The sequence below is a fragment of the Cupriavidus sp. 01T418 genome (assembly GCF_056398885.1).
This window is the reverse complement of record NZ_JBFTQG010000037.1, coordinates 25,998-49,442: the sequence shown is the minus strand read 5'-3', so window position 1 is coordinate 49,442 and position 23,445 is coordinate 25,998. Positions and strand designations below refer to the sequence as shown.

Annotated in this window: 22 protein-coding genes; 7 read left to right on the top strand and 15 right to left on the bottom strand. The window is 66.4% G+C overall.

What is annotated here, in order from left to right:
* Positions 1-78 precede the first annotated feature (78 nt).
* On the top strand, positions 79-2,118 hold the full coding sequence (mprA, locus tag AC1DQ3_RS27115; protein ID WP_477123241.1) for an MprA protease, GlyGly-CTERM protein-sorting domain-containing form: 2,040 nt from the start codon (positions 79-81) through the stop codon (positions 2,116-2,118).
* Positions 2,119-2,199: 81 nt separating this feature from the next.
* Here the strand turns inward: mprA and AC1DQ3_RS27110 are convergent, their stop codons facing one another.
* Positions 2,200-2,664 carry a DUF2127 domain-containing protein gene (locus AC1DQ3_RS27110; RefSeq protein WP_477123240.1) on the bottom strand — a complete coding sequence of 155 codons (465 nt, stop codon included), beginning with the start codon at positions 2,662-2,664 and terminating at the stop codon, positions 2,200-2,202.
* 168 nt (positions 2,665-2,832) lie between these two features.
* Here AC1DQ3_RS27110 and AC1DQ3_RS27105 point away from each other — a divergent pair, with 168 nt between their 5' ends.
* Together AC1DQ3_RS27105 and AC1DQ3_RS27100 are read left to right on the top strand one after the other, a co-directional pair.
* Entirely contained in the window at positions 2,833-3,045 is a 213-nt protein-coding gene (locus AC1DQ3_RS27105) for a DUF3820 family protein (protein WP_477123239.1), read from the top strand.
* Between the two features lie 211 nt (positions 3,046-3,256).
* Entirely contained in the window at positions 3,257-3,964 is a 708-nt protein-coding gene (locus AC1DQ3_RS27100) for a GntR family transcriptional regulator (protein ID WP_477123258.1), read from the top strand.
* Here AC1DQ3_RS27100 and AC1DQ3_RS27095 read toward each other — a convergent pair.
* From AC1DQ3_RS27095 to AC1DQ3_RS27050, 10 genes are all read right to left on the bottom strand, one after another.
* On the bottom strand, positions 3,961-5,220 hold the full coding sequence (locus AC1DQ3_RS27095) for an MFS transporter (protein ID WP_477123257.1): 1,260 nt from the start codon (positions 5,218-5,220) through the stop codon (positions 3,961-3,963). The two genes, AC1DQ3_RS27100 and AC1DQ3_RS27095, sit on opposite strands and share 4 nt — an antisense overlap.
* A gap of 74 nt (positions 5,221-5,294) precedes the next feature.
* Positions 5,295-6,029, bottom strand: a complete 735-nt coding sequence (locus AC1DQ3_RS27090; protein ID WP_477123238.1) for a hypothetical protein — start codon at positions 6,027-6,029, stop codon at positions 5,295-5,297.
* Positions 6,030-6,182: 153 nt separating this feature from the next.
* On the bottom strand, positions 6,183-7,094 hold the full coding sequence (locus tag AC1DQ3_RS27085; RefSeq protein ID WP_477123237.1) for a LysR family transcriptional regulator: 912 nt from the start codon (positions 7,092-7,094) through the stop codon (positions 6,183-6,185).
* 248 nt (positions 7,095-7,342) lie between these two features.
* Positions 7,343-8,200, bottom strand: coding sequence for an NAD-dependent protein deacetylase (locus AC1DQ3_RS27080; RefSeq protein ID WP_477123236.1), 858 nt, complete (start codon positions 8,198-8,200; stop codon positions 7,343-7,345).
* 58 nt (positions 8,201-8,258) lie between these two features.
* The gene (locus AC1DQ3_RS27075) at positions 8,259-8,522 is read right to left on the bottom strand and encodes an oxidoreductase-like domain-containing protein (protein WP_477123235.1); all 264 of its coding nucleotides are present in this window, start codon (positions 8,520-8,522) and stop codon (positions 8,259-8,261) included.
* A 104-nt stretch (positions 8,523-8,626) separates the two neighbouring features.
* A complete protein-coding gene (locus AC1DQ3_RS27070) occupies positions 8,627-9,181 on the bottom strand; it encodes an SRPBCC family protein (RefSeq protein ID WP_477123234.1) in 555 nt (184 codons plus the stop codon).
* A gap of 173 nt (positions 9,182-9,354) precedes the next feature.
* The gene (locus AC1DQ3_RS27065) at positions 9,355-10,881 is read right to left on the bottom strand and encodes an efflux transporter outer membrane subunit (protein ID WP_477123233.1); all 1,527 of its coding nucleotides are present in this window, start codon (positions 10,879-10,881) and stop codon (positions 9,355-9,357) included.
* A 128-nt stretch (positions 10,882-11,009) separates the two neighbouring features.
* On the bottom strand, positions 11,010-14,201 hold the full coding sequence (locus tag AC1DQ3_RS27060; protein ID WP_477123232.1) for an efflux RND transporter permease subunit: 3,192 nt from the start codon (positions 14,199-14,201) through the stop codon (positions 11,010-11,012).
* Between the two features lie 198 nt (positions 14,202-14,399).
* Positions 14,400-15,650 (bottom strand): efflux RND transporter periplasmic adaptor subunit, encoded by a 1,251-nt coding sequence (locus AC1DQ3_RS27055; protein ID WP_477123231.1) that lies wholly within the window; start codon positions 15,648-15,650, stop codon positions 14,400-14,402.
* A 145-nt stretch (positions 15,651-15,795) separates the two neighbouring features.
* Positions 15,796-16,719 carry an alpha/beta hydrolase gene (locus tag AC1DQ3_RS27050; protein ID WP_477123230.1) on the bottom strand — a complete coding sequence of 308 codons (924 nt, stop codon included), beginning with the start codon at positions 16,717-16,719 and terminating at the stop codon, positions 15,796-15,798.
* A gap of 344 nt (positions 16,720-17,063) precedes the next feature.
* On the opposite strand from AC1DQ3_RS27050, the gene AC1DQ3_RS27045 reads away from it, so the two are divergent.
* Positions 17,064-18,029 carry a LysR family transcriptional regulator gene (locus tag AC1DQ3_RS27045; protein WP_477123229.1) on the top strand — a complete coding sequence of 322 codons (966 nt, stop codon included), beginning with the start codon at positions 17,064-17,066 and terminating at the stop codon, positions 18,027-18,029.
* 129 nt (positions 18,030-18,158) lie between these two features.
* Here AC1DQ3_RS27045 and AC1DQ3_RS27040 read toward each other — a convergent pair whose 3' ends face one another.
* Positions 18,159-18,317: a hypothetical protein gene (locus AC1DQ3_RS27040; RefSeq protein ID WP_477123228.1), complete on the bottom strand. Its 159-nt coding sequence runs from the start codon at positions 18,315-18,317 to the stop codon at positions 18,159-18,161.
* Positions 18,318-18,500: 183 nt separating this feature from the next.
* On the opposite strand from AC1DQ3_RS27040, the gene pstS reads away from it, so the two are divergent.
* Positions 18,501-19,532, top strand: coding sequence for a phosphate ABC transporter substrate-binding protein PstS (pstS, locus tag AC1DQ3_RS27035; protein ID WP_477123227.1), 1,032 nt, complete (start codon positions 18,501-18,503; stop codon positions 19,530-19,532).
* A gap of 56 nt (positions 19,533-19,588) precedes the next feature.
* Here pstS and AC1DQ3_RS27030 read toward each other — a convergent pair whose 3' ends face one another.
* Positions 19,589-19,843 (bottom strand): hypothetical protein, encoded by a 255-nt coding sequence (locus tag AC1DQ3_RS27030; RefSeq protein ID WP_477123226.1) that lies wholly within the window; start codon positions 19,841-19,843, stop codon positions 19,589-19,591.
* Positions 19,844-20,041: 198 nt separating this feature from the next.
* Positions 20,042-20,845 carry a CDP-diacylglycerol diphosphatase gene (locus AC1DQ3_RS27025; protein WP_477123225.1) on the bottom strand — a complete coding sequence of 268 codons (804 nt, stop codon included), beginning with the start codon at positions 20,843-20,845 and terminating at the stop codon, positions 20,042-20,044.
* A gap of 286 nt (positions 20,846-21,131) precedes the next feature.
* On the opposite strand from AC1DQ3_RS27025, the gene AC1DQ3_RS27020 reads away from it, so the two are divergent.
* Entirely contained in the window at positions 21,132-21,335 is a 204-nt protein-coding gene (locus AC1DQ3_RS27020; protein ID WP_477123224.1) for a DUF3562 domain-containing protein, read from the top strand.
* Positions 21,336-21,428: 93 nt separating this feature from the next.
* Here AC1DQ3_RS27020 and AC1DQ3_RS27015 read toward each other — a convergent pair whose 3' ends face one another.
* Complete coding sequence (locus AC1DQ3_RS27015; protein ID WP_477123223.1) at positions 21,429-22,373, bottom strand: LysR family transcriptional regulator; 945 nt, start codon at positions 22,371-22,373, stop codon at positions 21,429-21,431.
* 214 nt (positions 22,374-22,587) lie between these two features.
* Between AC1DQ3_RS27015 and AC1DQ3_RS27010 the strand changes: the two genes are divergently transcribed.
* Positions 22,588-23,352 carry an SDR family oxidoreductase gene (locus AC1DQ3_RS27010; RefSeq protein WP_477123256.1) on the top strand — a complete coding sequence of 255 codons (765 nt, stop codon included), beginning with the start codon at positions 22,588-22,590 and terminating at the stop codon, positions 23,350-23,352.
* Positions 23,353-23,445: the final 93 nt, after the last annotated feature.

The window sequence follows — 23,445 nt, the reverse complement described above, 5'->3', positions numbered from 1 at the left end:
GCCACGCCTCGACAGCGGCTGGCGCCATGCCACCTCAGCCTCCGAGCCCGCTCCCATTCCCATTCCATGCGCCTGTCCTTGCCAAGCCCCTCCCTGCCGCGCGTCATTCCGACCTGCCTGACGTTGCTATGCCTCGCCTTGCCCGCCCGCGCCGACGTGGGCAATGCCGAAGTGCAGCGAACGCTGCCGGCGGCCATCCTCGCACAATGCGGCGCGCCGGCCACGCTGATCGCCAGTCTCCGCGACCAAAGCGAAGGCACGCCTGCCGTCGGACGCAGGGTTGCCGTGGAGGCCGTGGTCACGGCGGACTACTCGGGCACCGGCGGCTTCAGCGGCTACTTTGTGCAGCAAGCCGACGCCCAGCGCCAGAACCGGCCCGGCATATCGGAGGGCATGTTCGTCCATGCGCCGCGCGCGGGGGCGCGTGCCGGCGACCTGGTCCGCGTGCTCGGCACTGTCGAGGAGCGGTCCGGCCAGATGCAACTGAGGCAATCCGGCCGGGCGACCGTCTGCGCGAGGGCCCAGTCGGTCACCCCGGCCGTGGTCACGCTGCCGGCGCCGCACACAGGCGCGCTGGCGGCCTATGAAGGCATGCTGGTGCGGCTGCCCCAGACCCTCACCGTCAGCGATACCTTCGAACTCGGCCGGTATGGCAGCGTGGTGCTCAGCCATGGCCGCCTGCCCTTGCCCACCAACGCGGCATTGCCGGGGGAAGCCGCCACCGCCCAGGCCGCCGCCAATGCCTTGAATCGCCTGACGCTGGACGACGGCTCCAACCATCAGAACCCGCCGCTCGTCATCCACCCCGCACCGGGCCTGAGCGCCTCGAATACGCTGCGCGCCGGCGCCACCGTCGCCAACGTGCAGGGCGTGCTGGAAAGGCGCTTTGGCGGCTGGCGCCTCCAGCCCGTTCCCGGCGCGCCGCCACCGGTGTTTCACGCCACCAACCCGCGCACGGGCGCGCCGGTACGCGCTGCCCGCACCGATCTGCGCGTGGCTTCGTTCAACGCCGAGAACTACTTCAACGGCGACGGCCGGGGCGCCGGCTTCGATGACCCCGACCACCGCGGCGCCAGGACTCCTGCCGAGTTTGCCCGGCAGGAAGCCAAGATCCTGAGCGCGCTGCAAGGGCTTGGCGCCGACGTGATCGGCCTGATGGAGATCGAGAACAATGGCTATGGCGAGCTGAGCGCCATTCGCCGGCTGGTGGGCAAGCTCGGACCGGACTGGCGCTTTATCGATCCCGGCGTGGAAAGTCTGGGCAGCGATGCCATCAAGGTCGCCCTGGTCTACAACGCCCGCACCGTGGAACCCGTAGGCAAACCCGCCACGCTGGCCATGGGCCAGAGGACGCGCCAGCCCCTGGCCGCCACCTTCCGCCTGGCCGGCCAACCCCGCAAGATCACGGTCGCGGTGAATCATTTCAAGTCCAAGCGCTGCAACGACGCCCGCGGCGTCAATGCGGACCAGCGCGACGGCCAGAGCTGCTGGAATCCCACGCGCGTGGCGGCAGCCGCGAGGATCGCGGACTGGCTGGCCACCTCGCCCACCGGCGTGGCCGACGATGGCAAGCTGGTGATCGGCGACCTCAACAGCTATGCGCAGGAAGACCCGATCCGCCTGCTGGCCGGCCGGGGCTACGCCGACATGATTGCCCGCTTCGCCGGTGCGGGCAGCGGTGCCTACAGCTACGTCTTCGGAGGCGAGGCCGGCTATATCGACCACGCGCTTGCCGATGCCGGGGCGGCCAGCCGCATCCTCGCGGCGCGCCACTGGCATATCAATGCCGACGAGCCGATCTCGCTGGCCTATCCGCTGGCCCACAAGAGCGAGGCCCAGCAACAGTCCTTCTATGCCCCCGATCCCTATCGCTCGTCCGACCACGACCCGCTGGTGGTGGACCTGGCCATGCGCGATGAAGCCGCTGCACCGAGCGCAGCCACAGGGGCGAGTGGCAGCGCGGAAAGCGCCGAAGCGGAGACCCGCGGCGCGGGCAACGACATGGAAAGCGGCGGCGGGGGTGCCGTGGATCCCTGGCTGCTGGTGGCACTGGCGCTGGCCGGTGCCATGGCAATGGCCGCGCGGCATCGCTTTGACAGCCGCCCCCCGCTGCGCTGAGCTGTCCCGAAGCGCGCCGCGCCGGGCCGCGCGGCGCGCGCACGTGTCCGGCGGACGGATTAGCTTCGCCGGGTTCGACGCTCAGGCGCCAGCCGGATTGTGCCTGATGCTGTTTGCCAGATAGACCACGATCAGCGTATTGGCGATGGCCAGCCCGATATGAATCGCGCTGGGGTGGAGCACCGCCGCGTACACTTCAAGCGGGATATAGATCCCACCCGACCATACCCCGAGCCACTTCGCCCATAGGCGCTGGCGCCACAGGCCGTAGGCCTCGGCGAAGCGCATGGCCGCGTACATCGCGGCGGAGCCGCCGATGGCCCACAGCCGGGCGTCGCTCGGATGGGACATCAAGGACAGGAAGATGGTCGGATAACGGCTCCCCGGATTCAGGTGCAAGCGGTCGACGATCGCCTCGGCCAGCGCCTGTGCATCCCGGTGCAGCAGCGCGACCAGTCCCAATCCGGCGAGGATCACCACCGCGCCCTTGGCGGCCTCGAACATCGCGATTCCCTTCAGGCCGGCGCCTGAGCCTTGCTTTGCCATGTTGCCCACCCTCGTCAGCGGTAAGTTGGGCATCGTAACCCGGCGCGACGGGCAGCGGCAAACCGGGGCCTTTCTGCCACCGTGGCCCGGCCTGGCGGACAACACGCCGGGGCGCACTGGTAACATTGCCCGTGCCGGCACCATCCGATGCCGGCCCGAGGCCGTCCCATGAATCCCGAACACCTGCCACTCCTGCTTACCCGAACCATGCCGTACGGCAAGTACAAGGGGCGCGTCATCGCGGACCTGCCCGGCACTTACCTGAACTGGTTCGCGCGCGAAGGCTTCCCGCCCGGCGAAATCGGCAAGTTGCTGGCGCTGATGCACGAACTCGACCACAACGGGCTGAGCGGCCTGCTGGATCCGCTGCGCGGGCGTTAGCGGGTGTCAGCGGGTGTCAGCGGGTCTCAACTGGCACGTGGCGCAGCCGGTATCGTGCCCCGGATGGCGCCCGGCGTGCGAATGCCGCTTCATGGCGAAGGATCGCTGGAGCACCACACCACCTTCCAGCCGGCATTCGCGCCGGGTTTTGGTAGTACGATTACGCGCTTGCACGCGTCGGCGTGTTGTTGGGGAGAGAGTTTTGCCATCAGTGGATCGCCGTAGCGCCGGCTCATCGCGCGCCCGGACCAGGACCGAGGAACCATCGCAGAACGAGCGGGCCTATGCCGGCCTGCGCGAGCGGCTTACCACGCTGGTCTACCGTCCGGGCGAGCATCTCAATATCTCCAGCCTGGTGGACGATCTCGACATTGGCCGCACGCCGATCAACCAGGCGCTGCACCGGCTCGCCAACGAAGGGTTGGTCCAGATCCTGCCGCGCAAGGGCGTGGTGGTCTCCCCGCTTTCCATCGACGACGCCCTGCACCTGATCGACGTACGGCTGGCCAACGAGACGCTGTGCGCCAGGCTGGCTGCCGAACGCGTCACTCCCACCGGCGTGCATGAGCTCGAAGGGATCCTGCGCGAGGTGGACGACGCCATCGCGCGGCGCGACCTGGCTCAGGTGACCAACCTGGACCGGCTGTTCCATGAGCAGATCGCAGAGATTTCAGGCAATCCGATCCTGATCGAGATACTCAAGGTACTGCACGCGCGCTCGCAGCGCTTCTGGGCCATCTCGTTGTCGTCCGAAGGGCACCTGAGCGAGGTAGGCGCCGAGCACCGCGCCATCCTGCAGGCGCTGCGCAACGGCGACGCCGCCGCAGCGGCCAGCGCGGTGACGGCCCATGTGCTCTCCTTTCGCCAGTCCTTGCTGCAAGGCCGCCGCGAACCCGTTTTCGCGGCGGGCGAGACCTAGCTTTCGAGCGGTTTGTTCGCGGTTTCCCGGGCAGCCAGCAAAGCCACCAGCGTCAACGCCACGGCCGCACTCACATACAGCGAGATCGCCAGCGTCGAGCCGTATGACTTGTACAGGCTGGCGATGATCAACGGCGCGAAACCGCCCCCCACGATGCCTGCCAGCGTATAGGCCAGCGACGAACCGGCATAGCGCACCCGCGTGGGGAACTGCTCGGTCACGAAGGCCGCCTGCGGGCCGTACATCATGGCGTGGATGATCAGCCCGACCACCACCGCCGCGCCGATCCGCAGCGGCTGCGCGCTGTCCATCAGGCGGAAGAAGACAAAGGCCCACACCACCGCCAGCAGCGCCCCGGCGATATACACAGGCCGGCGGCCCAGCTTGTCCGACAGGCTGCCGAACAAGGGCACCGCAATGGCATTGCACGCCGCGCCGATCATGGTCGCGGTCAGCGCCAGCGGCCGGGACAGGTGCAGCACGCTAGTCACGTAGGTCAGCGTGAATACCACCACTAACGCATAGAGCACATCGGAGCCGATGCGCACACCGCCGGCCATCAGCAGGCGCCGCCAGTGATCGACGAACACTTCCTTGACCGGCGTCCTGGCCGTGCTCTTGCGCGCTTCCATCTCCCTGAACAGCGGCGTTTCCTCAACGCCCTTGCGCAACCACAGGCCAAAGACAACCAGCAGCACGCTCGACAGGAACGGAATGCGCCAGCCCCACGCCTGGAAATCCTCCGGGCTCAGCCACAGCGAAACCACGGCGATAAAGCCGGTGCCCAGCAGCGTGCCGCACGACGGCCCCACCTGGGTGAAAGAGGCGTTGCGTCCACGCTGGTGCTGCTCGCCGTGCTCCATCGACAGCAAGACCGCCCCCGCCCATTCGCCGCCGATGGCCGCGCCTTGCAGGAAACGCAGCGCCACCAGCAGGATCGGGCTCCAGATGCCCCACGATATGTAGGTGGGCAGCAAGCCCATCAGGCCCGTGGCCAAGCCCATCAGGACCAGCGTGGCGACCAGGACGAAGCGCCGGCCGAGCTTGTCGCCAAGGTGCCCGAACAGCACGCCGCCGAGCGGGCGCGAGACATAGCCCACCGCATAGGTGGAGAACGCCAGGATCGTGCCGGTGAGCGGATCGAACGAGGGAAAGAAGACCGCGTTGAACACCAGCGCGGCCATCAGGTTATAGACAGTGAAGTCGTACCACTCCAGCGTGGTACCGATCGTGCTGGCCGCGGCCAGGCGGCCCATCCCGGGCTTGGCTCCGCCGGCGACGGCACCATCGAGAGAGCCCGGCGCCGCGGGAATCGTGTTGGCGTTTTGCATCACACCACCTCCCGCGCGTACAGCTTCCACTTGAGGACATAACGCGCAGCTTGCCGCGTCGAGGCACCGAGGCGCTTCGCGGCCTCTTCCAGCGCCAGGACGCTCGCGGCTTCGGCGCTGCTCTCGATCACCAGGATGGGCAACAACTGCCGGTCCACCAGGCTTTCCTTGGGCAAGGGCTGGCTCAACTCCTCGTCCGGCATCAGCAGGTACGACTGGACGAAGCCGGCCCGCGCGGAGAGCTGCCCGCCCACCTCGCCAGCGAAATCGACCAGCGCCAGCGGATCCTCCGGCCGCGCCAGCGGCAATACGGCTAGCCAGCTGCCGCTGCCTTGCCCGACCGTCGCGGTGACTTCGCTCACGCGGCGCATCGGCTGGCGCATGCGTTCCAGGTTGCCGACCGACCACGGCGTCTGCCTGCGGAAAGCTGCCTTGTAGGCCGCGGAGGTGAAGGCGGCAAGCGACTCGGTGCGATACAGGCCAAGATACTTCGGGCCGCCCTGCACGGCTTCATAGCGCGCGGCGGAGATAAAGCCCGCGATGCGGGCGCGCTCTTCCACGTGCTCGCGGTCATACCATTGATTGAAATCGGCCTCATCGGCCGCGTCCACATTCGACGCCACGAACAGCATGCCCTGCGGGGACAACCCCGCCGGCTGTCCCGCCGGTTGTCCCGCCGGTAGTTCCGCCGGTTGTTCCGTTGTCAAACTCTCGGTCGCAAACATCTCGCTCATCAAACTCTCCGGTTGCCACGCTGATTCCAAAGCGTTGAGTTGATGATCGGCGCGATCGCCGCGCGCGACAAACGGGTTTTTCTTCGTGTTTCCGATCAGTTTTTCTGTTCGACCCTACCGAGTTCGCGCACCAGCCTAGCGCACTGCGATGCGCTATTCGGGCGCAAACGGTGCAGGCAGCGAACGCACGAAGCGATCCGATTCACGACAGGCAAGATCCGCCACCAGCCGGATCGCCTCCGAGGCGGCATGATCGAGATGGCTCACCACCAGCCGCTGATGCGGCAGCGGCGCATCGCACGCAATCACGCGCAGCTCGCCACGCTCCACCTCTTCGCGCACTGGCGCCAGCGGCATCAGCGCATTGCCGAAACCGGCCTTCACCAGCCGCACGATGGCCGCGATCGAACTGACGCAGTGCACCTTGCCGACGGGCAGCCCAGCCTTGCGGTACAACTCCTTGAGCGCAAGGTGCGGCTGCGATCCGGGGCTCATGGTGATGGTCGGGTGCTGCAGCAGCGAGGCCAGTTTCCCCTCGCCCGGCTGCGCGGGCCCGGCCGGCCCGATCCAGCCTATCGTCATCGGCAGGCACGGCGTGCTGGTGATGCCCTCTCCAACCGCGGGATCGGTCTGCAAGGCGATATCGATACCGCCGGCGCGCAAGGTCTTGTGCAAGCCCTCGGTGGTCTCGGAAGTGATCTGCACTTCGATGCCGGGATAGGACGATTGCAGGTGCCGCAGGAAATCGACCAGCCAGGTATGCACCACGCTCTCGATGGCGCCGATGCGCACCAGCCCCAGCAACTCGTGGCCAGAGCGCCCCAGCACCATGATCTCCCGCTGCAGCTCCAGCAGCCGCTCGCCGTAGCCGAGCAGCCGCAGGCCCACCGGCGTGAGCCGCAGGTCGCGCGCCTCGCGCTCGAACACGCGCGCGCCGATTTCCTGCTCCAGCGAGGCGATGCGATTGGACATCGCGGCCTGGGTGATGTGCAGCTTCTCGGCCGCCGCGCGAAAGCTGCCGAGGCGGGCTACCCACATGAAGGCTTCGACAAAGCGCGTGTTCATGGCGTGGCGCTCCGTCCCGCCAGCGCCCCACGGCGGTGCGCACCTCCCGTCAAACCTGCTCCCGACCAGGCCGGTCCAGTCCCAGTAATTGCATTTTCGTCGCCTTGTGAAATTTCACAGTATTAACAGGGCGATTTTAAGCAATATCCAGGCCAGTGCTGTAGTGGCATTCCCTAGCTTGCCTTCCGCGCTCGGCGCCGCCACGCGCTGCACGGCGCAATCCCTCCGAGATATCCCTGGCCAATACCTCAGGATGCCGTGTCTGCCGGCAGGCCCAGCCGCGCGACAAGGTCCGTCAGGGCCGCCGCGCAGGACGCCTCTACCTTTAGCGTCAGCAACGGATCGGCACGGGTCTGCCCGAGGTTGATCGCGGCGACCGGGGTGCCTTGCCTGGCGGCGGCCACGCAGAAGCGGTAGCCCGAGAACACCGTCAGCGACGAGCCGATCACCACCAACGCATCGGCCTGCTCCAGCGCCCGCATGCTGGCGTCGACGCGCTCCCTCGGCACGGATTCCCCGAAGAACACCACATCGGGTTTCAACACGCCGCCGCAGTGGCCGCAGGCGGGAATGCATACTGCCTCGAAGCTGGCCAGCTCAAGATGCGCGTCGCCATCGGAGGCCGGCAAGGCGCGCAGTTCCGCCAGGTCCGGGTTCTCGGTCTCCAGCTGCGATTGCAGCGACGCCCGCGGCCGGCGCGCGCCGCAGTCCAGGCAGATCACGCTGCCGACATGGCCGTGCAGCTCAATCACGCCGGTACTGCCGGCGCGCTGGTGCAGGCCGTCCACATTCTGCGTCACCAACTGCTGCAAGTATCCGGCGGTTTGCAATTGCGCCAGCGCAAAGTGCGCGGCGTTCGGCTGCGCATTGGCCAGCACCGGCCAGCCCAGCATGCTGCGCGCCCAATAGCGCTGGCGCACCGCGTGCGAGCGGAAAAAATCCTGTGCCTGCACGGGCGGCGTGCGTTGCCAGTTGCCCTGCGCGTCGCGGTAGCCGGGAATGCCGGAATCGGTACTGATGCCGGCGCCGGTCAGCACGAGCAGGCGGGGATGGCTCCGCACGAACGCGTGGAGATCGGCCAGGACAGGCTGGTCGGTGACGGGCACGGGGGACTCCTTGTGCTTTGCGTGTGGTGTATCCGCCTGGAGATCCGGGACAGGCAGCTCAGAAACTGGGGCCGCCGGCGCTGGCGTCCGCTGTCTGGCCGGCCAGCGCCTGCCACGCCTTGAGTTCGGCGCGATAGCGCTCCATCGCCTCGGCGTGCAGATCGAAAATGCAGGGCTCGCAGCCATTGCCGCAGCAATCGTTGATATCCGGCATGACCGGAGCAACGGGCTTGGGCGGCAATGCCGCCGCTGCGGGCTGCGGCGCATCCGCCGCTCCTGGGTTGCGTCCTGCCTTGGACGCGGGGTTTTCTACCGACACCATCTGCTCCGATTGAAGTACCCGAACAGTATACGTGCCCTGCCATGGCTTGCGCTGGCAAGCTCCGCCGCGCAACCGGATGCCGCGCCATGCAAGCGGCAAGCCGATCAGTCGTCCGCATCCAGCTTGTGCGCTTCCAGCACGGCGCGCAGGCGGGTAACGGCCTCGGTGGATTCAGCCTCGATGCGCCCGCGCAGCAGCAGGCGATTGGTCAGCGTAAAAAGCAGGTTCGGCGCGGCGTAGGTGAATTCACGCCGGAATCGCGTGCCTTGCGGCGCCGGGGCAAGCGTGTAGCGCACCGCACCCGCCTCGCGACCGTCGATGCTGCCCCGGATCATCCAGACCGAGGGGCGGGTGCGCTCCACCACCGTCCACACCACCTGGCCGCGCCGCCCGGCCACCAGGAAGGTCTCGGTAACCTGCTCGCCCGGCAGCAGCGGATGATCGGCCGCGCCGGCCACCGCCAGCGAGGAGGGATGCCAGCTGGGCCAGTTGGCCGGTGTGCAGACGTAGTCGAAGACCACCGTGTCGGGTTGCGCGATCGTTAGCTCGTTGACGATATGCGTAACGTCGCGCCACGGCCTGGGCAAAGGGAGCAACAGGATGGCCGCCGCCCCCAGCAGGACAAGCAGTGCACCAACGAGGATTCGCCGCTGACTCATGGTGAAGGTGGAGAAAGGACGGTGCGCGGAAAATGCGGTGCCGCCAGCAGTCTATCCAGCGCAGATGGCCGGCATGCTTCCAGTCTAGTCAGCTTTGCTGGCCGCGTGGGGCCGGGCAGAAGCAGCGCGCGGCAACCGCACGGAAGCGGCTGCCGCGGCTTGCGCGCAGGACGTCAGTGGCTGGCGGCCAGCGGGCCGGGTCCCGCCTGTGCCACATCGGGCGCGGCGTCAGGCAACGGCCCCCAGCCGCCACCCAGCCTGCGCACCAGCGCCACCGTCGACGAAGCGCGCAGCCCGGCCACCTGGTTGGCCTCGCGCTGCGATTGCAGCACCGTGCGGTCGGCGTCGATCACCGTCAGGTAATCCACCGCGCCTGCCTCATAGCGGCTGCGCGAGATCTTCGCCGCGCGGCGCGCGCCACCCAGCGCGCTGTCCAGCGCGCCGGCCTGCTGGCTCAGCCAGCGCACGTCGGCCAGGCTGTCTTCCACCTCGCGCAGCGCCGTCAACACGCTCTGGCGATAGGCCGCCACGGCTTCCTCGTGCTGCGCGCGCGCTGCCGCCAGGTTGGCCTTGTTGCGGCCGCCGTCGATGATCGGCTGCGCGATCGTGCTGCCGATCAGCGGACCCAGCGACCACGCCCGCGACGACCACTTGAACAGGTTCGACAAGTCGTTCGATTCGAAGCCGAACAAGCCGGTCAGCGTGATGCGCGGGTAGAACGCCGACTTGGCCACGCCGATGCGCGCGTTGGCCGCTGCCATCAGGCGCTCGGCCTGGGCGATGTCGGGACGGCGTTCGAGCAGATCCGAAGGCAGTCCCGCCGGCACCGCGATCAACGTGGCGTCGAGCGGGCGCGCGGCCTGCGTGAAGGCGGCCGGCGGCGCGCCGGTGAGCACCGCCAGCGCGTGCTCCTGGTTGGCGCGGCGGCGCTCGATGCCGGCCAGGTCGGCGCGCGCCGTGCCCAGCTCGGCTTCGCCGCGCGCGGGATCGAGATCCGTGGTCTCGCCCTCGTCGTACCGGCGCTTGAGCAGCTTGAGCGCGTCTTCGCGCAGCTTGATGGTGGCGTTGAGCAGGTCGCGCTCACTGTCCAGCGTGCGCAGCGCGAAATAGGCTTGCGCCACGTCGGCTTGCAGCGCGAGCAGCACCGAGCGGTACAGGTCCTCGGCCGCTTCGCCCTCCGCCCTTGCCGCCTTGACGTTGTCGGCCACACGGCCGAACAGATCCACCTCGTAGCCGGCAATGGCGCGCGCCCTGAGCACCGTCTGCGGCGATACCCGGGTGCCGTCGGGCAGCCCTTGCGACGCTGCCGAGAATTGCGAGCGGGTCGGGTCCACGCCCAGGCTGAGCTGCGGGTACTGGTCGGCCTCGGCCACGCCGGTGAAGGCGCGGGCCTGCTTGACGCGCGCGGCGGCAATGGCGAGATCCTGGTTGGACGCAGTGGCCTCGGCGATCAGGCGGTCGAGCTCGGCGTCGCCGAAGATCTTCCACCATTCGCCACGCTGCGCGCCTTCGGACGGGGTGGCCACCTTCCACTGGAACCGGGCGCCCTCGGCCTGCGCGGCCTCGGCTTCCTTGTAGGCCGGCGTGGCGGCGGCGCTTTCCGGCACCTTGTAGGTTGGCGCCAGCGAGCAGCCCGCCAGGATCAGGGCCACGGCCAGGGTGGCCAGGCGCGGCAACGCCGCGGGGAGTAGCGAAGTCATTGCAGTATTCATGTCGATCATCCTTGCTCGCGTTCTCGTGACCGCTCGCGAATCAGCCGGTTTGCTCCTCTCTTCCGCGCAGTGGGAGAGCGGGGAGCAAACCATCGAAATTCCAGTGTTCGTCGCGCTTATTCAGCGGAGGCGATAGCCTTGTGGCTCGCCGACGGCGCATCCGACACCTTGCGGCGCTCGCCGCGTGTCGCCAGCTTGCGCAGCGCCACGTAGAACACCGGCGTCAGGAACAGCCCGAAGAACGTCACCCCCAGCATGCCGCCGAACACCGCCACGCCCATCGCGTGACGCATCTCCGCACCGGCGCCGGTGGACACCACCAGCGGCACCACGCCCATGATGAAAGCGAACGACGTCATCAGGATCGGGCGCAGGCGCAGCCGGCTGGCTTCGATCGCGGCAGCCACGATGGAGCGGCCTTCATGCTCCAGCTCCCGCGCGAACTCCACGATCAGGATCGCGTTCTTCGCCGACAGCCCCACCAGCACAATGAAACCGATCTGCGTGAAGATGTTGTTGTCGCCCTTGGTCAGCCATACGCCGGTCATGGCGGCCAGCAGGCTCATGGGCACGATCAGGATCACGGCCAGCGGCAATGTCAGGCTCTCGTACTGCGCGGCCAGCACCAGGAACACCAGCAGCACGCACAGCGGGAAGATCCATACACCCGCGTTGCCGGCCAGGATGTCCTGGTAGGTCAGGTCGGTCCACTCGAACCTGATGCCCTTGGGTAGCGTCTCGGCGGCGATGCGTTCGGCCGCGGCCTGCGCCTGGCCCGAGGAGAAGCCTGGCGCCGGGCCGCCGTTGATGTCGGCGGCGGTGAAGCCGTTGTAGCGCACCACGCTGTCGGGGCCGAAGCCCTGCTTGACGGTAAGCAGCGAGGACAGCGGCACCATGTCGCCAGCCGTGTTGCGCGTCTTCAGTTGCAGGATGTCTTCCGCATGCGCGCGGAACTGCGCATCCGCCTGCACCTTGACCTGGTAGGTCCGCCCGAACTTGTTGAAGTCGTTGACGTAGGCCGAGCCGAGGTAGGTCTGCAGCGTGTCGAACACGTCCGTCACCGGCACGCCCAGTTGCTTGGCCTTGACGCGGTCCAGGTTCACGTCGAGCTGCGGCACGTTGACCTGGTAGTTGGTGAAGACGCCAGCCAGCTCGGGCGTCTTGCGCGCCTTGTTGGTAAAGGCATTGGTCGCGTCGAACAGCGCGTCGTAGCCCAGCGCGGCGCGGTCCTCGATCATCAGCTTGAAGCCGCCGATGGTGCCCAGGCCTTGAACCGGCGGCGGCGGGAACACGGCGATGAATGCGTCCTGGATCGAAGCGTACCTGGCGTTGAGCTGCTGAGCGATGGCGTTGCCCGACAGTTCCCTGGTCTTGCGATCCTCGAACGGCTTGAGCGTGACAAACACAATGCCGGCGCTCGGGCTGTTGGTAAAGCCGTTGATCGACAGTCCCGGGAAGGCGACCGCCGATTCCACGCCCGGATGCTTGAGCGCGATGTCGGACATCTGGCGGATCACGTCTTCGGTGCGGTCCAGCGTGGCGCCGTCAGGCAGCTTGGCGAAGCTCACCAGGTATTGCTTGTCCTGCGCGGGCACGAAGCCCTTGGGCACCAGCTGGAATACGCCCCAGGTCAGCGCCAGCATCACGGCATACACGCCGAACACCGCGGTCTTGCGCGAGATCACGCCTTTCACGCCGCGGCCGTAGCGGTCGGCGCTGGCACCGAAGAAGCGGTTGAAGCGGGCAAAGAAGCCCCCCAGTACGCGATCCATGCCGCGTGACAGCCAGTCCTTCGGCGCATCGTGGCCACGCAGCAGCAGCGCGGACAGCGCGGGCGACAGCGTCAGCGAGTTGAAGGCCGAGATGATGGTCGAGATGGCGATGGTCAGCGCGAACTGCTTGTAGAACTGGCCGGTCAGGCCCGTCATGAAAGCCAGCGGCACGAACACGGCGATCAGCGTCAGCGCGATGGCGATAATCGGGCCACTCACCTCACGCATGGCCTTGTAGGTCGCCTCCTTCGGCGACAGCCCCTCGGCGATATTCCGCTCGACGTTCTCCACCACCACGATCGCATCGTCCACCACGATGCCGATCGCCAGCACCAGCCCGAAGAGCGACAATGCGTTGATCGAAAAGCCGAAGACGTGCATCAGCCCGAACGTCCCCACGATGGACACCGGCACCGCCAGCAGCGGAATCACCGAAGCGCGCCACGTCTGCAGGAACAGGATCACCACCAGCACCACCAGGGCGATGGCCTCGAACAGCGTATGGGTAACGGCCTCGATACTATGGCGCACGAACTGCGTCGGGTCGTAGACGATGCTGTAGTCCACGCCATCCGGGAAATTCTGCTTGAGCTCCTCCATGGTCTTGCGCACGTCGTCCGAGATCTGGATGGCGTTCGAACCCGGCGCCTGGAAGATAGGAATGGCCACCGCGGACTTGTTGTCCAGCAGCGAGCGCAGCGCGTATTCGGATGCGCCCAGCTCGATGCGGCCAACGTCCTTCAGGTAGGTCACGCCGCCATCCGGCGAGGTCGCCACGATGATATCGCCGAAGGATTCGACCGTCTCCAGGCGGCCCTGCGCATTCACGGAGAGCTGCAGGTCGGCGCCGGGCAGCGACGGCGAGGCGCCGATCACACCGGCGGCCACCTGCACGTTCTGCTCGCGGATGGCCTTGACCACGTCGGCGGCCACCAGCTTGCGCTCGGCCATCTTCTCCGGGTTCAGCCACACGCGCATGGAGTAGTCGCCCGAGCCGAACAGCTGCACCTGGCCCACGCCCTGGATCCGCGCCAGGCGGTCCTTGACGTTGATCACCGCGTAGTTGCGCAGGTAGGTCATGTCGTAGCGGTCGTTCGGCGAGACCAGGTGGACCACCATGGTCAGGTCGGGCGAACTCTTGACGGTCGTGATGCCGAGGCGGCGCACGTCCTCCGGCAAGCGCGGTTCGGCCTGCGCCACCCGGTTCTGCACGAGCTGCTGTGCCTTGTCCGGGTCGGTGCCGAGCTTGAACGTGACGGTCAGCGTCAGCAGGCCATCGCTATTGGCTTGCGACGACATGTAGAGCATGTCTTCGACACCGTTGATCTGCTCTTCCAGCGGCGAGGCCACCGTGGCGGCGATCACCTTGGGGTTGGCGCCGGGATACTGCGCGCGCACCACCACCGACGGCGGCACCACCTCGGGATACTCCGAGATCGGCAGCTTGAACATCGAGATGGCGCCGACCAGGAAGATCAGCACCGATAGCACGCCGGCAAAGATTGGCCGGTCGATAAAGAATTTCGAGAGATTCATCTCAGTCTCGGCAGTCTTGGCGAAAAGGCTCCCCCTGGCGGCCCGGGATGCAGGCGCCATGTGAAGAGCAGGGAAGCAAAAAATGGCTCGGCGTCAGGGGGAGAGGCTTTCTTAGTGCCGGCGCGTTGTGGATGCACCCGCCTTCTCCCCCGGCCCTTCTCCCGCGAGCGGGAGAAGGGCGCAAACCGGTGGCGGTGTTCAGCTCACTGGTTTGCCCTGGGCGTCCTTCTCGGCGACCGCCTGCTTGCGGTCGGCCGATTCGGCGCGCGGCTCCAGTTCACGCTTGAACGCCATGTCCACCGGCTTGGGCGCGACCGTGTCGCCGGGGCGCACGCGCTGCAGCCCGTTGACGACGATCTTCTCATCGGTCTTCAGACCCTGGCGGATGACACGCAGCCCTTCGTACGACGGTCCCAGCGTGACTTCGCGGTAGACCAGCTTGTTGCCGCTGCCGACCACCAGCACGAACTTCTTGCCCTGGTCGGTGCCGATGGCACGGTCGTTGATCAGCACTACTGGATGCGGCGAGCCCCCGCCGAGCCTGACGCGCGCGTACAGCCCCGGCAGCAGGCGGCCGTCCGGGTTGTCGAACACGGCGCGCACGCGGATGGTGCCGCTCTTGGTGTCGAGCCGGTTGTCCACCGACTGGATGCGGCCCTCGCGCGGGTAGTCCTCTTCGTTAGCCAGGCCCAGGAACACCGGAAGCTTTGACTGGCCGCCTTCGGCACCAGGCGCATTGTCCGCCGTATAGCGCAGATAGGTCTGCTCATCGAGCTCGAAGCTGGCGTAGACCGGCGACACCGATACCACCGTGGTCAGCACCGGCGTGCCTGCACCGGCCGCCACCAGGTTGCCGACGGTGATCTCGGCACGGGATACGCGCCCGCTGACCGGCGCGGTGATCCGCGTATAGGCCAGGTTCAGGCGCGCCGCTTCCAGCGAGGCCTGCGCGGCGCGCACATTGGCTGCCTCTTCGCGGGCGCCGTTGTCGCGCTCGTCGAACTCACGGCGCGATAGCGCGTTGTCCTGCACCAGCCGCTGCGCGCGGGCCTGCTCGATCCGCGCATGGTTTGCGCGCACTTGCGCGGCAGCCAGCGCGGCCTCGGCACGCGCCACCTCCGCGGCGTACGGGCGCGGGTCGATGGTGAACAACGGATCGCCCTTCTTCACCAGCGCGCCTTCGCGGAAGTGCACGGCGTCGATGGTGCCGCCAACACGGGCGCGAATCTCCACCCGGTCCACCGCTTCCAGGCGGCCGGAGAACTCATCCCATTCGGTGATGGTCTTGCCCAGCGCGTCTGCCACGTCCACGGTGGTGGGCGCTGCCGGTGCGGGCACGGCCTGGGCCTCGCCGGCGTGCCAGGGCTTGATGATCGAGGTGGCCAGGCCCGCGCCGAGCACTGCGACGATGGCCAGGGCAATCATGGTGCGTCGAGTTTGCTGATTCATTGTCTTGACTCCGATTTCCGTCTACTGGCTTTCTTCAACTTGAAAGCCCCAAAAAAAAGGACGAACGCCTCCGCCGCAGCGCGCAAATCGATCGCGCCCGCAATGCCTGCTTATCGCAGGCCGGCTTGGCTTTGGTAGTGCCGGATCAGCCGGGCGGGCTGGTTCCTGTCTGGCGTTCGGTCCGGGGTGAGGCGTCGTCGTCGCCGGCAAGATAGCCTTGCAGGTAGCGCGCGCCTTCGTTTATCCACAACTGGCATTGGTCGTGGGACGCTTCCACGCCGTCGCCACAGGCGCCGGCCATGATGCGGGCTTCTGACGGCACGCCGGCCATCTGCAGGCGGCCGGCAAAGGCGACGCCTTCGGCGCGCAACGCATCTTCCTCGGCCACCTGGATCAGCGTGGGCGGCAGGCCGGCCAGCCGCGAAGCCAGCGCCGGGGCCGCGTAAGGATGCACGCTGGCGGCCGGGCTGGGCAGGTAATCGCGGTAATAACCGGCCAGCCGCTGCAGCATTTCCAGCGGCACGCCGCGCCCACCCTGCCCCACCGAGCAAGATGCGTGCTGCAGGCAGGGATCGGTGACCGGGCGGATCAGCCATTGCGCGCGCGGCTCGGGCAGGCCGCGGTCGCGCATCATCTGCGACAGCGCGATCGCCAGGTTGCCGCCCGCCTCCTCACCCACCACGGCAAAGCGCAGCTTGTCCACCTTGAGGCGGCGCGCATGGCGCAACACCCACGCGGCGGTATGGAACACGTCCTCCGGTGCCGCGGGGAATGGAAAATCGGGGGCCAGCGAGTAAGCGGGCGTCACCACCACCGCCGGCAACGTGCCAGCCAGCGAGCGCGCCAGGCACTCGGATCGCTCCAGCCTCGCGTCGACGAAGCCGCCGGCATGCAGGTAGATCAGCCAGGGCAGCAGCGGCGCCGCCTTGCCCTCCGGATAGCCGGGCGGGTAGCTCACCCGCACCGTGATCGTGCGATCGGCGCTTTCCACCGTATGCTCGGTCGTGTGCCCGTCGGCCAGTTCGGCTGCGGAGGCTGCTGCTGCGACTTTCGATCGGGATGGCGCCATGGCGGTCACTTGGGGGCGGGCTAACGGGAACCTGACGGGAACGCTAACGTTAACTGCGCTTTCATTGCATACTGCGATGGATCGAATTATGGTGGTTGATAAAGGTGGGATAAAGCGAGGCTTTACCAACGCACTGTTTCTGCGGTGGAATAATCGGGGTAGTGTGGACCTGGTGTGGACCTGAAAGCCCTTCGCCGTGCAAGGTCATCCATTTTGTGATCCACTCCCGCACTTCCGCAGCCGCGCCACACGCGCAATCCCTCGCGCGGCTGGCTGTAGCGCACCTCACCCGGTGCCTGCCCTGCCGGCCAGGCCTGCCTGCTTCCTTACCTCGGGGAGTGAACATGGATCGTCTCGTATCAATGCAGGCATTCACCCGCGTGGTGGATGTAGGCAGCTTTGCGCGGGCCGCCGAGTCGATGGACCTGCCCAAGGCCACGCTGACCCGCCTGATCCAGAACCTGGAAACGCACCTTGGCGTCAAGCTGCTGCACCGGACCACGCGGCGCATCAGCGTCACCACCGACGGCGCCGCCTATTACGAGCGCTGCGTGCGGATCCTGGCGGATGTGGAAGAAGCCGAGCAATCGCTGACCCACCAGAACAACACGCCGCGCGGCACGCTGCGCGTGGACACCACCGCCGGGCTGGCGCAACTGGCGCTGATCCCCAAGCTGCACGAGTTCTTCGCCGCGTATCCCGAACTGAAGATGGAACTGACCATCAGCGGCAAGCCCATCGACCTGCTCAAGGAAGGCGTGGACGTGGTGCTGCGCGTGGGCGATCCGGTGGACGACACCATGGTGGCGCGCCGCATCGGGCAACTGCGGCTGGCTTTCTATGCGTCGCCGCTCTACCTGAAGCGCAGCGGTACGCCCACCCAGCCCAGCGACCTGATGCAGCACACGGCCGTCAACTACCTGTCCCACCGCACCGGGCGGGAAATACCATGGCCGCTGGGGCAAGGCGAGCAACGCACCGAGATGCTGCTGCCCTCGGTCATTTCCACCAACGACGCGGACGTCCACCTGTCCTGTACGCTGGAAGGCCACGGCATCGGGCGCATCTCGCGCGTGATGGCCCTGCCGTATGTGGAAAGCGGCCGGCTGGTGGAGGTGCTGCCCGACTGGCCCACCGACGCGCTGGCGATCGCCGCCATGTATCCGCAGAACCGCCACCTGTCGGCCAAGGTGCGCGTCTTCGTCAACTGGGCCGCCGACCTGTTCGCGCGCCATCCGCATTTCGGGGAAACGCAGCCGCCAGGGCAAGCCCCGCAGGCCCGCCCCCAGTCGTCCAAGCTGGCGGCCTGAACGCGCCATCGTCTTGCGCCGCATGGTGAGCCAGGCGGCGCAAGACGCATTGGAAGCATCCGTCACGGCAAGCGCGCCGCTGCGTGTACCGGGTCAGGGCCGCGGCTGCAGGACGCGGCGATCGTTGCATCAGGCGTGCGGCCGTGTGCCAATAGACAGGTACGACAGGTACGACAGGTACGACAGGTACGACAGGTACGACAGGTACGACAGGTACGACAGGTACGACAGGTACGACAGGTACGACAGGTACGATTTTTCCCCTCTATCCGCGTGACGCGTATGCAAACATATGCAAACAAGAATCCGCACACGCCATATGACATTTTATTGACAGTCACAATCGGATCCCGAAAAAACGTCCTGTCGGATACGTATGTGCGGGTGCTAGCATAAGGAAGTGACCTCCCCGGCAAAAACCTGCCGCCGACGCGTTACCCGCTTCTGATCTGCCGACCTGGAGGTTGCAAAATGCCTGGAATCCTGATTCGGCGGAACACGTGGCGGAAAACGATCCTCGCATGCACGCTCGCGGGCTTTGCACTCGCTGCGCACGCGGGCGATATCACTGGCGCCGGCTCCACCTTCGTCTACCCCTTGCTGGTGAAATGGGCGGCCACGTATCACAACAAGACCGGCCAGGAGGTGAACTACCAGCCCACCGGCTCGGGCAACGGCATCCGGCAGATCAAGGCAGCCAATGTCACGTTTGGCGCCTCGGACATGCCGCTCAAGCCGGAAGAATTGCGCGCCGCCGGGCTGGTGCAGTTTCCCGTGGTGATCGGCGGCGTGGTGCCCATCGTCAACCTGGAGGGCGTGGCAGCGGGACAGATCCGCTTTACCGGCCCGTTGCTGGCGGATATCTACCTTGGCAAGATCTCGAACTGGGACGACCCCGCCATCGGCGCGATCAACCCCGGTATTCGCTTCCCCGACAAGAAGATCCTGGTCGTGCATCGCAGTGACAGTTCGGGAACGACATTCAACTGGGCCGACTATCTGTCCAAGGTCAGCGCCGAGTGGAAGACCAGCGTGGGCGCCGGCACCACGGTCAAATGGCCCACAGGCGTCGGGGCCACCGGCAACGACGGCGTGGCCACTTATATCAAGAATGTCAAAGGGGCAATTGGCTATGTCGAACTGACTTACGCGCTGCAACGCAAATTGCCCTACGCGGCAATGCGAAACAGCGGTGGCGCGTACATCAACCCTTCACGCGAGAGCTTTAGCGCGGCGGTGGCATCCGTGAACTGGAACCAGCAAACGGATTTCTACCAGGTCATCACCGATGCGCCCGGCGAGCAGGCGTGGCCCATCGCCGGCGCTGTGTTCGTGCTCATGCCAAAGGTCCCGAAGGATGAGGCAAGCGCAAAGAGCGCGCTCGCGTTCTTCAAGTGGGCACTCAACGATGGCCAGGCCGACGCCGCCGCGGAGCACTATGTGGCGCTGCCACTTGGCCTGGTCAAGCAGATCGAAGCGTATTGGAGCGAGAACATCAAGTAAGCGGGTTGGCGGATAAGCGGGCAAGCAAATGCGATCGAACAGGCCCGATGCGCCAGTCAATGCTCGGTGCTGCCGACGCGTGAACTCCAGTCGGTGTGATCGGACAGATAGTGCCGGTAGGCGTACTCGACCTCGGCGTCGGCGTCCTCATGCGCCTGCAGCGCATTGTCCCAGCACCTGGTGCAAGTGTGCCGCGACGAAGCGTCTGCCTGCATGCCCGCAGTGAAGGTCACGAAGCCCCGGTAACGTCCCCACGGCAATTGCTCGACGGAAGTGACGATAAAAAGATCGCCGCGCTGATAGGTCGCCATGAGTGCGCTCCTGCATGCTGAAAGGGGAAATTCATTCTAGCAGCGGAGCATGGGATCACAACCTCGGGTTTATCGTTTTCTGACGCAGTCAATATTCTGCGTCCCCCGAATCACGTGCTGCCTTTCCCGCCTGCCGTGGGCGCCGTTGCAGTCACCACCTTCGCAGGCTCAGGAGGCGCCCCCGCAATTTTCCCGGCTTCACCGACTGGCTTCGGGCTGGCGCCCGGAGGCCAGCTTGCATTGGCGGTCCAGGAAGTCGCTGGCGTGCCCGTTGCTGCCGGCCTCGCGATCGACCGGCTGGTCCACCACGACAAAACCAGCCTGCCCCTGCTCGCCAGCCACATAGGCAACAAACACACCCCGGTCCGGCACGGGTGGCGCGGCGTCGCCAAGGCGGCGCCTGATGAGCAGGAAGGGATTGACGGACATCGACGCCGCCGACGACGGCACGAAGATGGCCTTCACGGGCTTGCCCCGGAACCGGAGATCGGTCCACGTGGTCCCGATCTGCGTGCCCGCTCCGGAGACAAAGTCCCGCGCCTCCGTGCTGATGCAGTCCAGGTGGATGTGCATCTGATCCTGGCTGCGCGACACTTTTGCGTTGATCGCGAGCCCGAGCATGGAGTCCGGCAGCGCCTGGCCCCGTGCCTTGCCAACGAACGCTCTTTCGTCCCAACCGAAGGCCCACTGATTCGGCGTGCCGTCTTCCCACACGCCGCTATCGTCCACGCCGTGCACAGGGTGGTCCGGGATAACCAGAAAATGGGATCGGCCGATCAAGTCCTTGTAAAGCACCAGGCCCTTGTCCCTGTCCACCGCGGCGCAATCAGGGTGACGCGGCGCATCCGGCTTCAGGCAACGCTCCTGCACGCTCTTCCACAGAGCGTTCCTGCTGAACTGCGAGGCGAGGAAGCCCTCCTCGTCTGCCCAGGCATTCGGCGTCGTACACAGCAACAGCAACAGCAGCATGGCGAAACGCCGCGTGGCATTTCGGCTTGTCATGGACATTGGCATTCGGTATTTATCCGCATGATTCGGCATGGCTCGCATCGTGCAGGATGCTGCAGGATGAATATGGCAGCGTGATGGCACATTCGCGTACAGGGCATCACCTCGCCACCCTTCAACGCCCGATTCCGCTGTTGCCGCCTCCACGGCAACGTTTGCATTTCTATACTGGTCGATGCTCCGTCCGTTTTATTGGCGAACCCTGGGCATTGCKCAGATCGGGTTCACGGAACAAGTGGAGCATCAAGCGCCCGACCCCGCTTGCCGGCAGGCTGCCAGAATGAAAACCGAATCGAATGCCGCATTGATCGCAAGGATATCCGAAGCGCTGCAAGTCCCGGTGGAAGACGTTGAGCGAGCCTATTCCGCCGCCTGGCATGAACTGCTGGACGGCGCCAAGGTGCACGACTACCTGCCGCTGTTTGCCGCCAGACGCGTGACCGAGGTGTTCCGAAAACAAAAAGGGGAGGCGCAGTCTTCATGATCCACGCCGTTTTGCCTGGTTATAAATAAACACTGAGAACAAAGTAAATCGGGGCGCCAGGCAACACCACTGCCAGCACCGGATGTCGGCTCGTTATCCCGCCTGAGGCGCCGGGTGAGCCGGTTTCGCCGGACCGCGCCAAGCATCCCAGTACGGCGGATCGCCGATGGCCTGCTGCAGCCGCTGCACAAATGCCCGCAGCTTGGCCGAAACACGCCTGCCTTCGGCGTGCGCCACGTAGATGGACTCGGGCGCCGCCTGTACGCCAGCATCGATGACCTGCAGCGCGCCGGAACGGATCGAGGCGCCGACGATAAACGTCGGCAGTAGCGCAATGCCCAGACCTGCCAAGGCTGCGTCGTGCATCATGTCGCCGTTATTGACACGCAAGGCTACGCCGGCACGAACGACCAACGCGCCATCCCGTCCATCGAAGCGCCAGTCGGCCACGCCCCGGTTGACGTAGAAGATGCCACGGTGGCTCTGCAATTCATCGATGGTTCGCGGGGTGCCCTGCCGAGCCAGATAGGCGGGCGACGCGACCAGGAGTCGGCGGCTCGGGGCAAGCTGCCACGCCACCAGCCGCGAGTCCTCCAGCGCCCCGTGCCGGACCACGGCATCATAGCCGTCGGCGGCCGCTTCCACGCGCCGGTCATCCAGATCCAGCGTCAGCTCCAGCCTGGGGTGCATGGCAAGAAAGGGATAGAGCGCCGGTCCCAGATGCATGCGGCCGAACGTGACCGGAGCGGATATGCGCAACGGACCCGACAAACTGCCGTGGCGCTCGGCCATGTCGGCAGTGGCCTCCTCGACCTCGCGCAGGATACGCACTGCCCGCTCCAGGAACGCCGCACCGTCTTCGGTGAGGCTGAGCTTGCGGGTTGTGCGATGCAGCAAGGTCGCACCCAGATGGCGCTCGATGTCCGCCAGCCGCTCGCTGACGACGGATTTCGACAGTTGCAGGCGGCGCGCGGCCTCGCTGATCGAACCGGATTCCGCGATGGCTACGAAGCTGGCAACCCCGTCAAGTTTCAGCATTGTCCGGTTTTCCCGAAAAGCAGTTCCGTGATTCGCACTCTACCGCGAACAGCCATGGCAAACCATACTGCTTGTTGAAAGCAGAGCCACCCGGGCACGCCCGGCAATCACTATGCTGGTTGGAAAGCGCCCGACGCTGGCGCTCGCCGCCAATCCTTATGCATCGAGGCGCCCCGGCGCGGCACTGCCGCCAGGCGCCAACCAGGAGATCAAGATGGGACGCCTGTCAGGAAAAACCGCCATTGTCACAGGAGCCAGCTCCGGCATCGGCCGCGCCACGGCGCTATTGTTCGCGGCCGAGGGGGCCAAGGTCGTGGTTGGCGCGCGCCGCGCGAGCGAGCTGGACCAGTTGGTTTCGGAAATCCACGCGGCCGGGGGCGACGCAGCCGCATTGGCCGGCGACGTCCGCGCGGAAGACTATGCCAAGGCGCTGGTCGCGCTGGCCGTCGAGCGCTACGGGCGGCTGGATATCGCCTTCAATAACGCCGGCACGCTGGGCGAAGCCGGCCCCAGCACCGGGGTCTCGGAGACGGGCTGGAACGACGCCATCGCCATCAACCTGACCGGTGCCTTCCTGGGCGCCAAGCACCAGATTGCGCAAATGCTCAAGAACGGCGGCGGATCGGTTGTCTTCACGTCCACCTTCGTTGGCTACAGCTTTGCGTTTCCCGGTGTGGCGGCCTACGCGGCCAGCAAGTCCGGCCTGATCGGCCTGACGCAGGCGCTGGCGGCCGAGTTCGGCGCGCAAGGGGTCCGTGTCAACGCGATCCTGCCGGGCGCGGTCGACACCGAGATGTACCGCACCATGAACGACACCGAGGAATCGCAGACCTTTATCACCAACCTGCACGCGCTCAAGCGCGTGGCAAAGGCCGAGGAGCTGGCGCGGTCCGTGCTGTACCTGGCTTCGGATGACTCGGCCTTCGTGACGGGTACGGCTTCGCTGGTCGATGGCGGGGCGTCGATTACGCGGACTTGAGTGAAGTCAGGCGGGCACTGAGCCACGCGGTGGCTCAAGGAGCCGGCGAGCCCGAAGGCTCCCCCGCCAAGGCCCGCCCATAGGGACGCGCGA

Coding starts and splice junctions, on each gene's coding strand:
- AC1DQ3_RS27060 (WP_477123232.1), bottom strand. CDS start 14,201: ATGAATCTCTCGAAATTCTTTATCGACCGGCCAATCTTTGCCGGCGTG.
- AC1DQ3_RS27050 (WP_477123230.1), bottom strand. CDS start 16,719: ATGGCGCCATCCCGATCGAAAGTCGCAGCAGCAGCCTCCGCAGCCGAA.
- AC1DQ3_RS27095 (WP_477123257.1), bottom strand. CDS start 5,220: ATGGGCCGCCTGGCCGCGGCCAGCACGATCGGTACCACGCTGGAGTGG.
- AC1DQ3_RS27020 (WP_477123224.1), top strand. CDS start 21,132: ATGAAAACCGAATCGAATGCCGCATTGATCGCAAGGATATCCGAAGCG.
- AC1DQ3_RS27075 (WP_477123235.1), bottom strand. CDS start 8,522: ATGGTGTCGGTAGAAAACCCCGCGTCCAAGGCAGGACGCAACCCAGGA.
- pstS (WP_477123227.1), top strand. CDS start 18,501: ATGCCTGGAATCCTGATTCGGCGGAACACGTGGCGGAAAACGATCCTC.
- AC1DQ3_RS27030 (WP_477123226.1), bottom strand. CDS start 19,843: ATGGCGACCTATCAGCGCGGCGATCTTTTTATCGTCACTTCCGTCGAG.
- AC1DQ3_RS27110 (WP_477123240.1), bottom strand. CDS start 2,664: ATGGCAAAGCAAGGCTCAGGCGCCGGCCTGAAGGGAATCGCGATGTTC.
- AC1DQ3_RS27105 (WP_477123239.1), top strand. CDS start 2,833: ATGAATCCCGAACACCTGCCACTCCTGCTTACCCGAACCATGCCGTAC.
- AC1DQ3_RS27065 (WP_477123233.1), bottom strand. CDS start 10,881: ATGACTTCGCTACTCCCCGCGGCGTTGCCGCGCCTGGCCACCCTGGCC.
- AC1DQ3_RS27055 (WP_477123231.1), bottom strand. CDS start 15,650: ATGAATCAGCAAACTCGACGCACCATGATTGCCCTGGCCATCGTCGCA.
- AC1DQ3_RS27010 (WP_477123256.1), top strand. CDS start 22,588: ATGGGACGCCTGTCAGGAAAAACCGCCATTGTCACAGGAGCCAGCTCC.
- AC1DQ3_RS27090 (WP_477123238.1), bottom strand. CDS start 6,029: ATGAGCGAGATGTTTGCGACCGAGAGTTTGACAACGGAACAACCGGCG.
- AC1DQ3_RS27025 (WP_477123225.1), bottom strand. CDS start 20,845: ATGACAAGCCGAAATGCCACGCGGCGTTTCGCCATGCTGCTGTTGCTG.
- AC1DQ3_RS27085 (WP_477123237.1), bottom strand. CDS start 7,094: ATGAACACGCGCTTTGTCGAAGCCTTCATGTGGGTAGCCCGCCTCGGC.
- AC1DQ3_RS27070 (WP_477123234.1), bottom strand. CDS start 9,181: ATGAGTCAGCGGCGAATCCTCGTTGGTGCACTGCTTGTCCTGCTGGGG.
- AC1DQ3_RS27015 (WP_477123223.1), bottom strand. CDS start 22,373: ATGCTGAAACTTGACGGGGTTGCCAGCTTCGTAGCCATCGCGGAATCC.
- AC1DQ3_RS27045 (WP_477123229.1), top strand. CDS start 17,064: ATGGATCGTCTCGTATCAATGCAGGCATTCACCCGCGTGGTGGATGTA.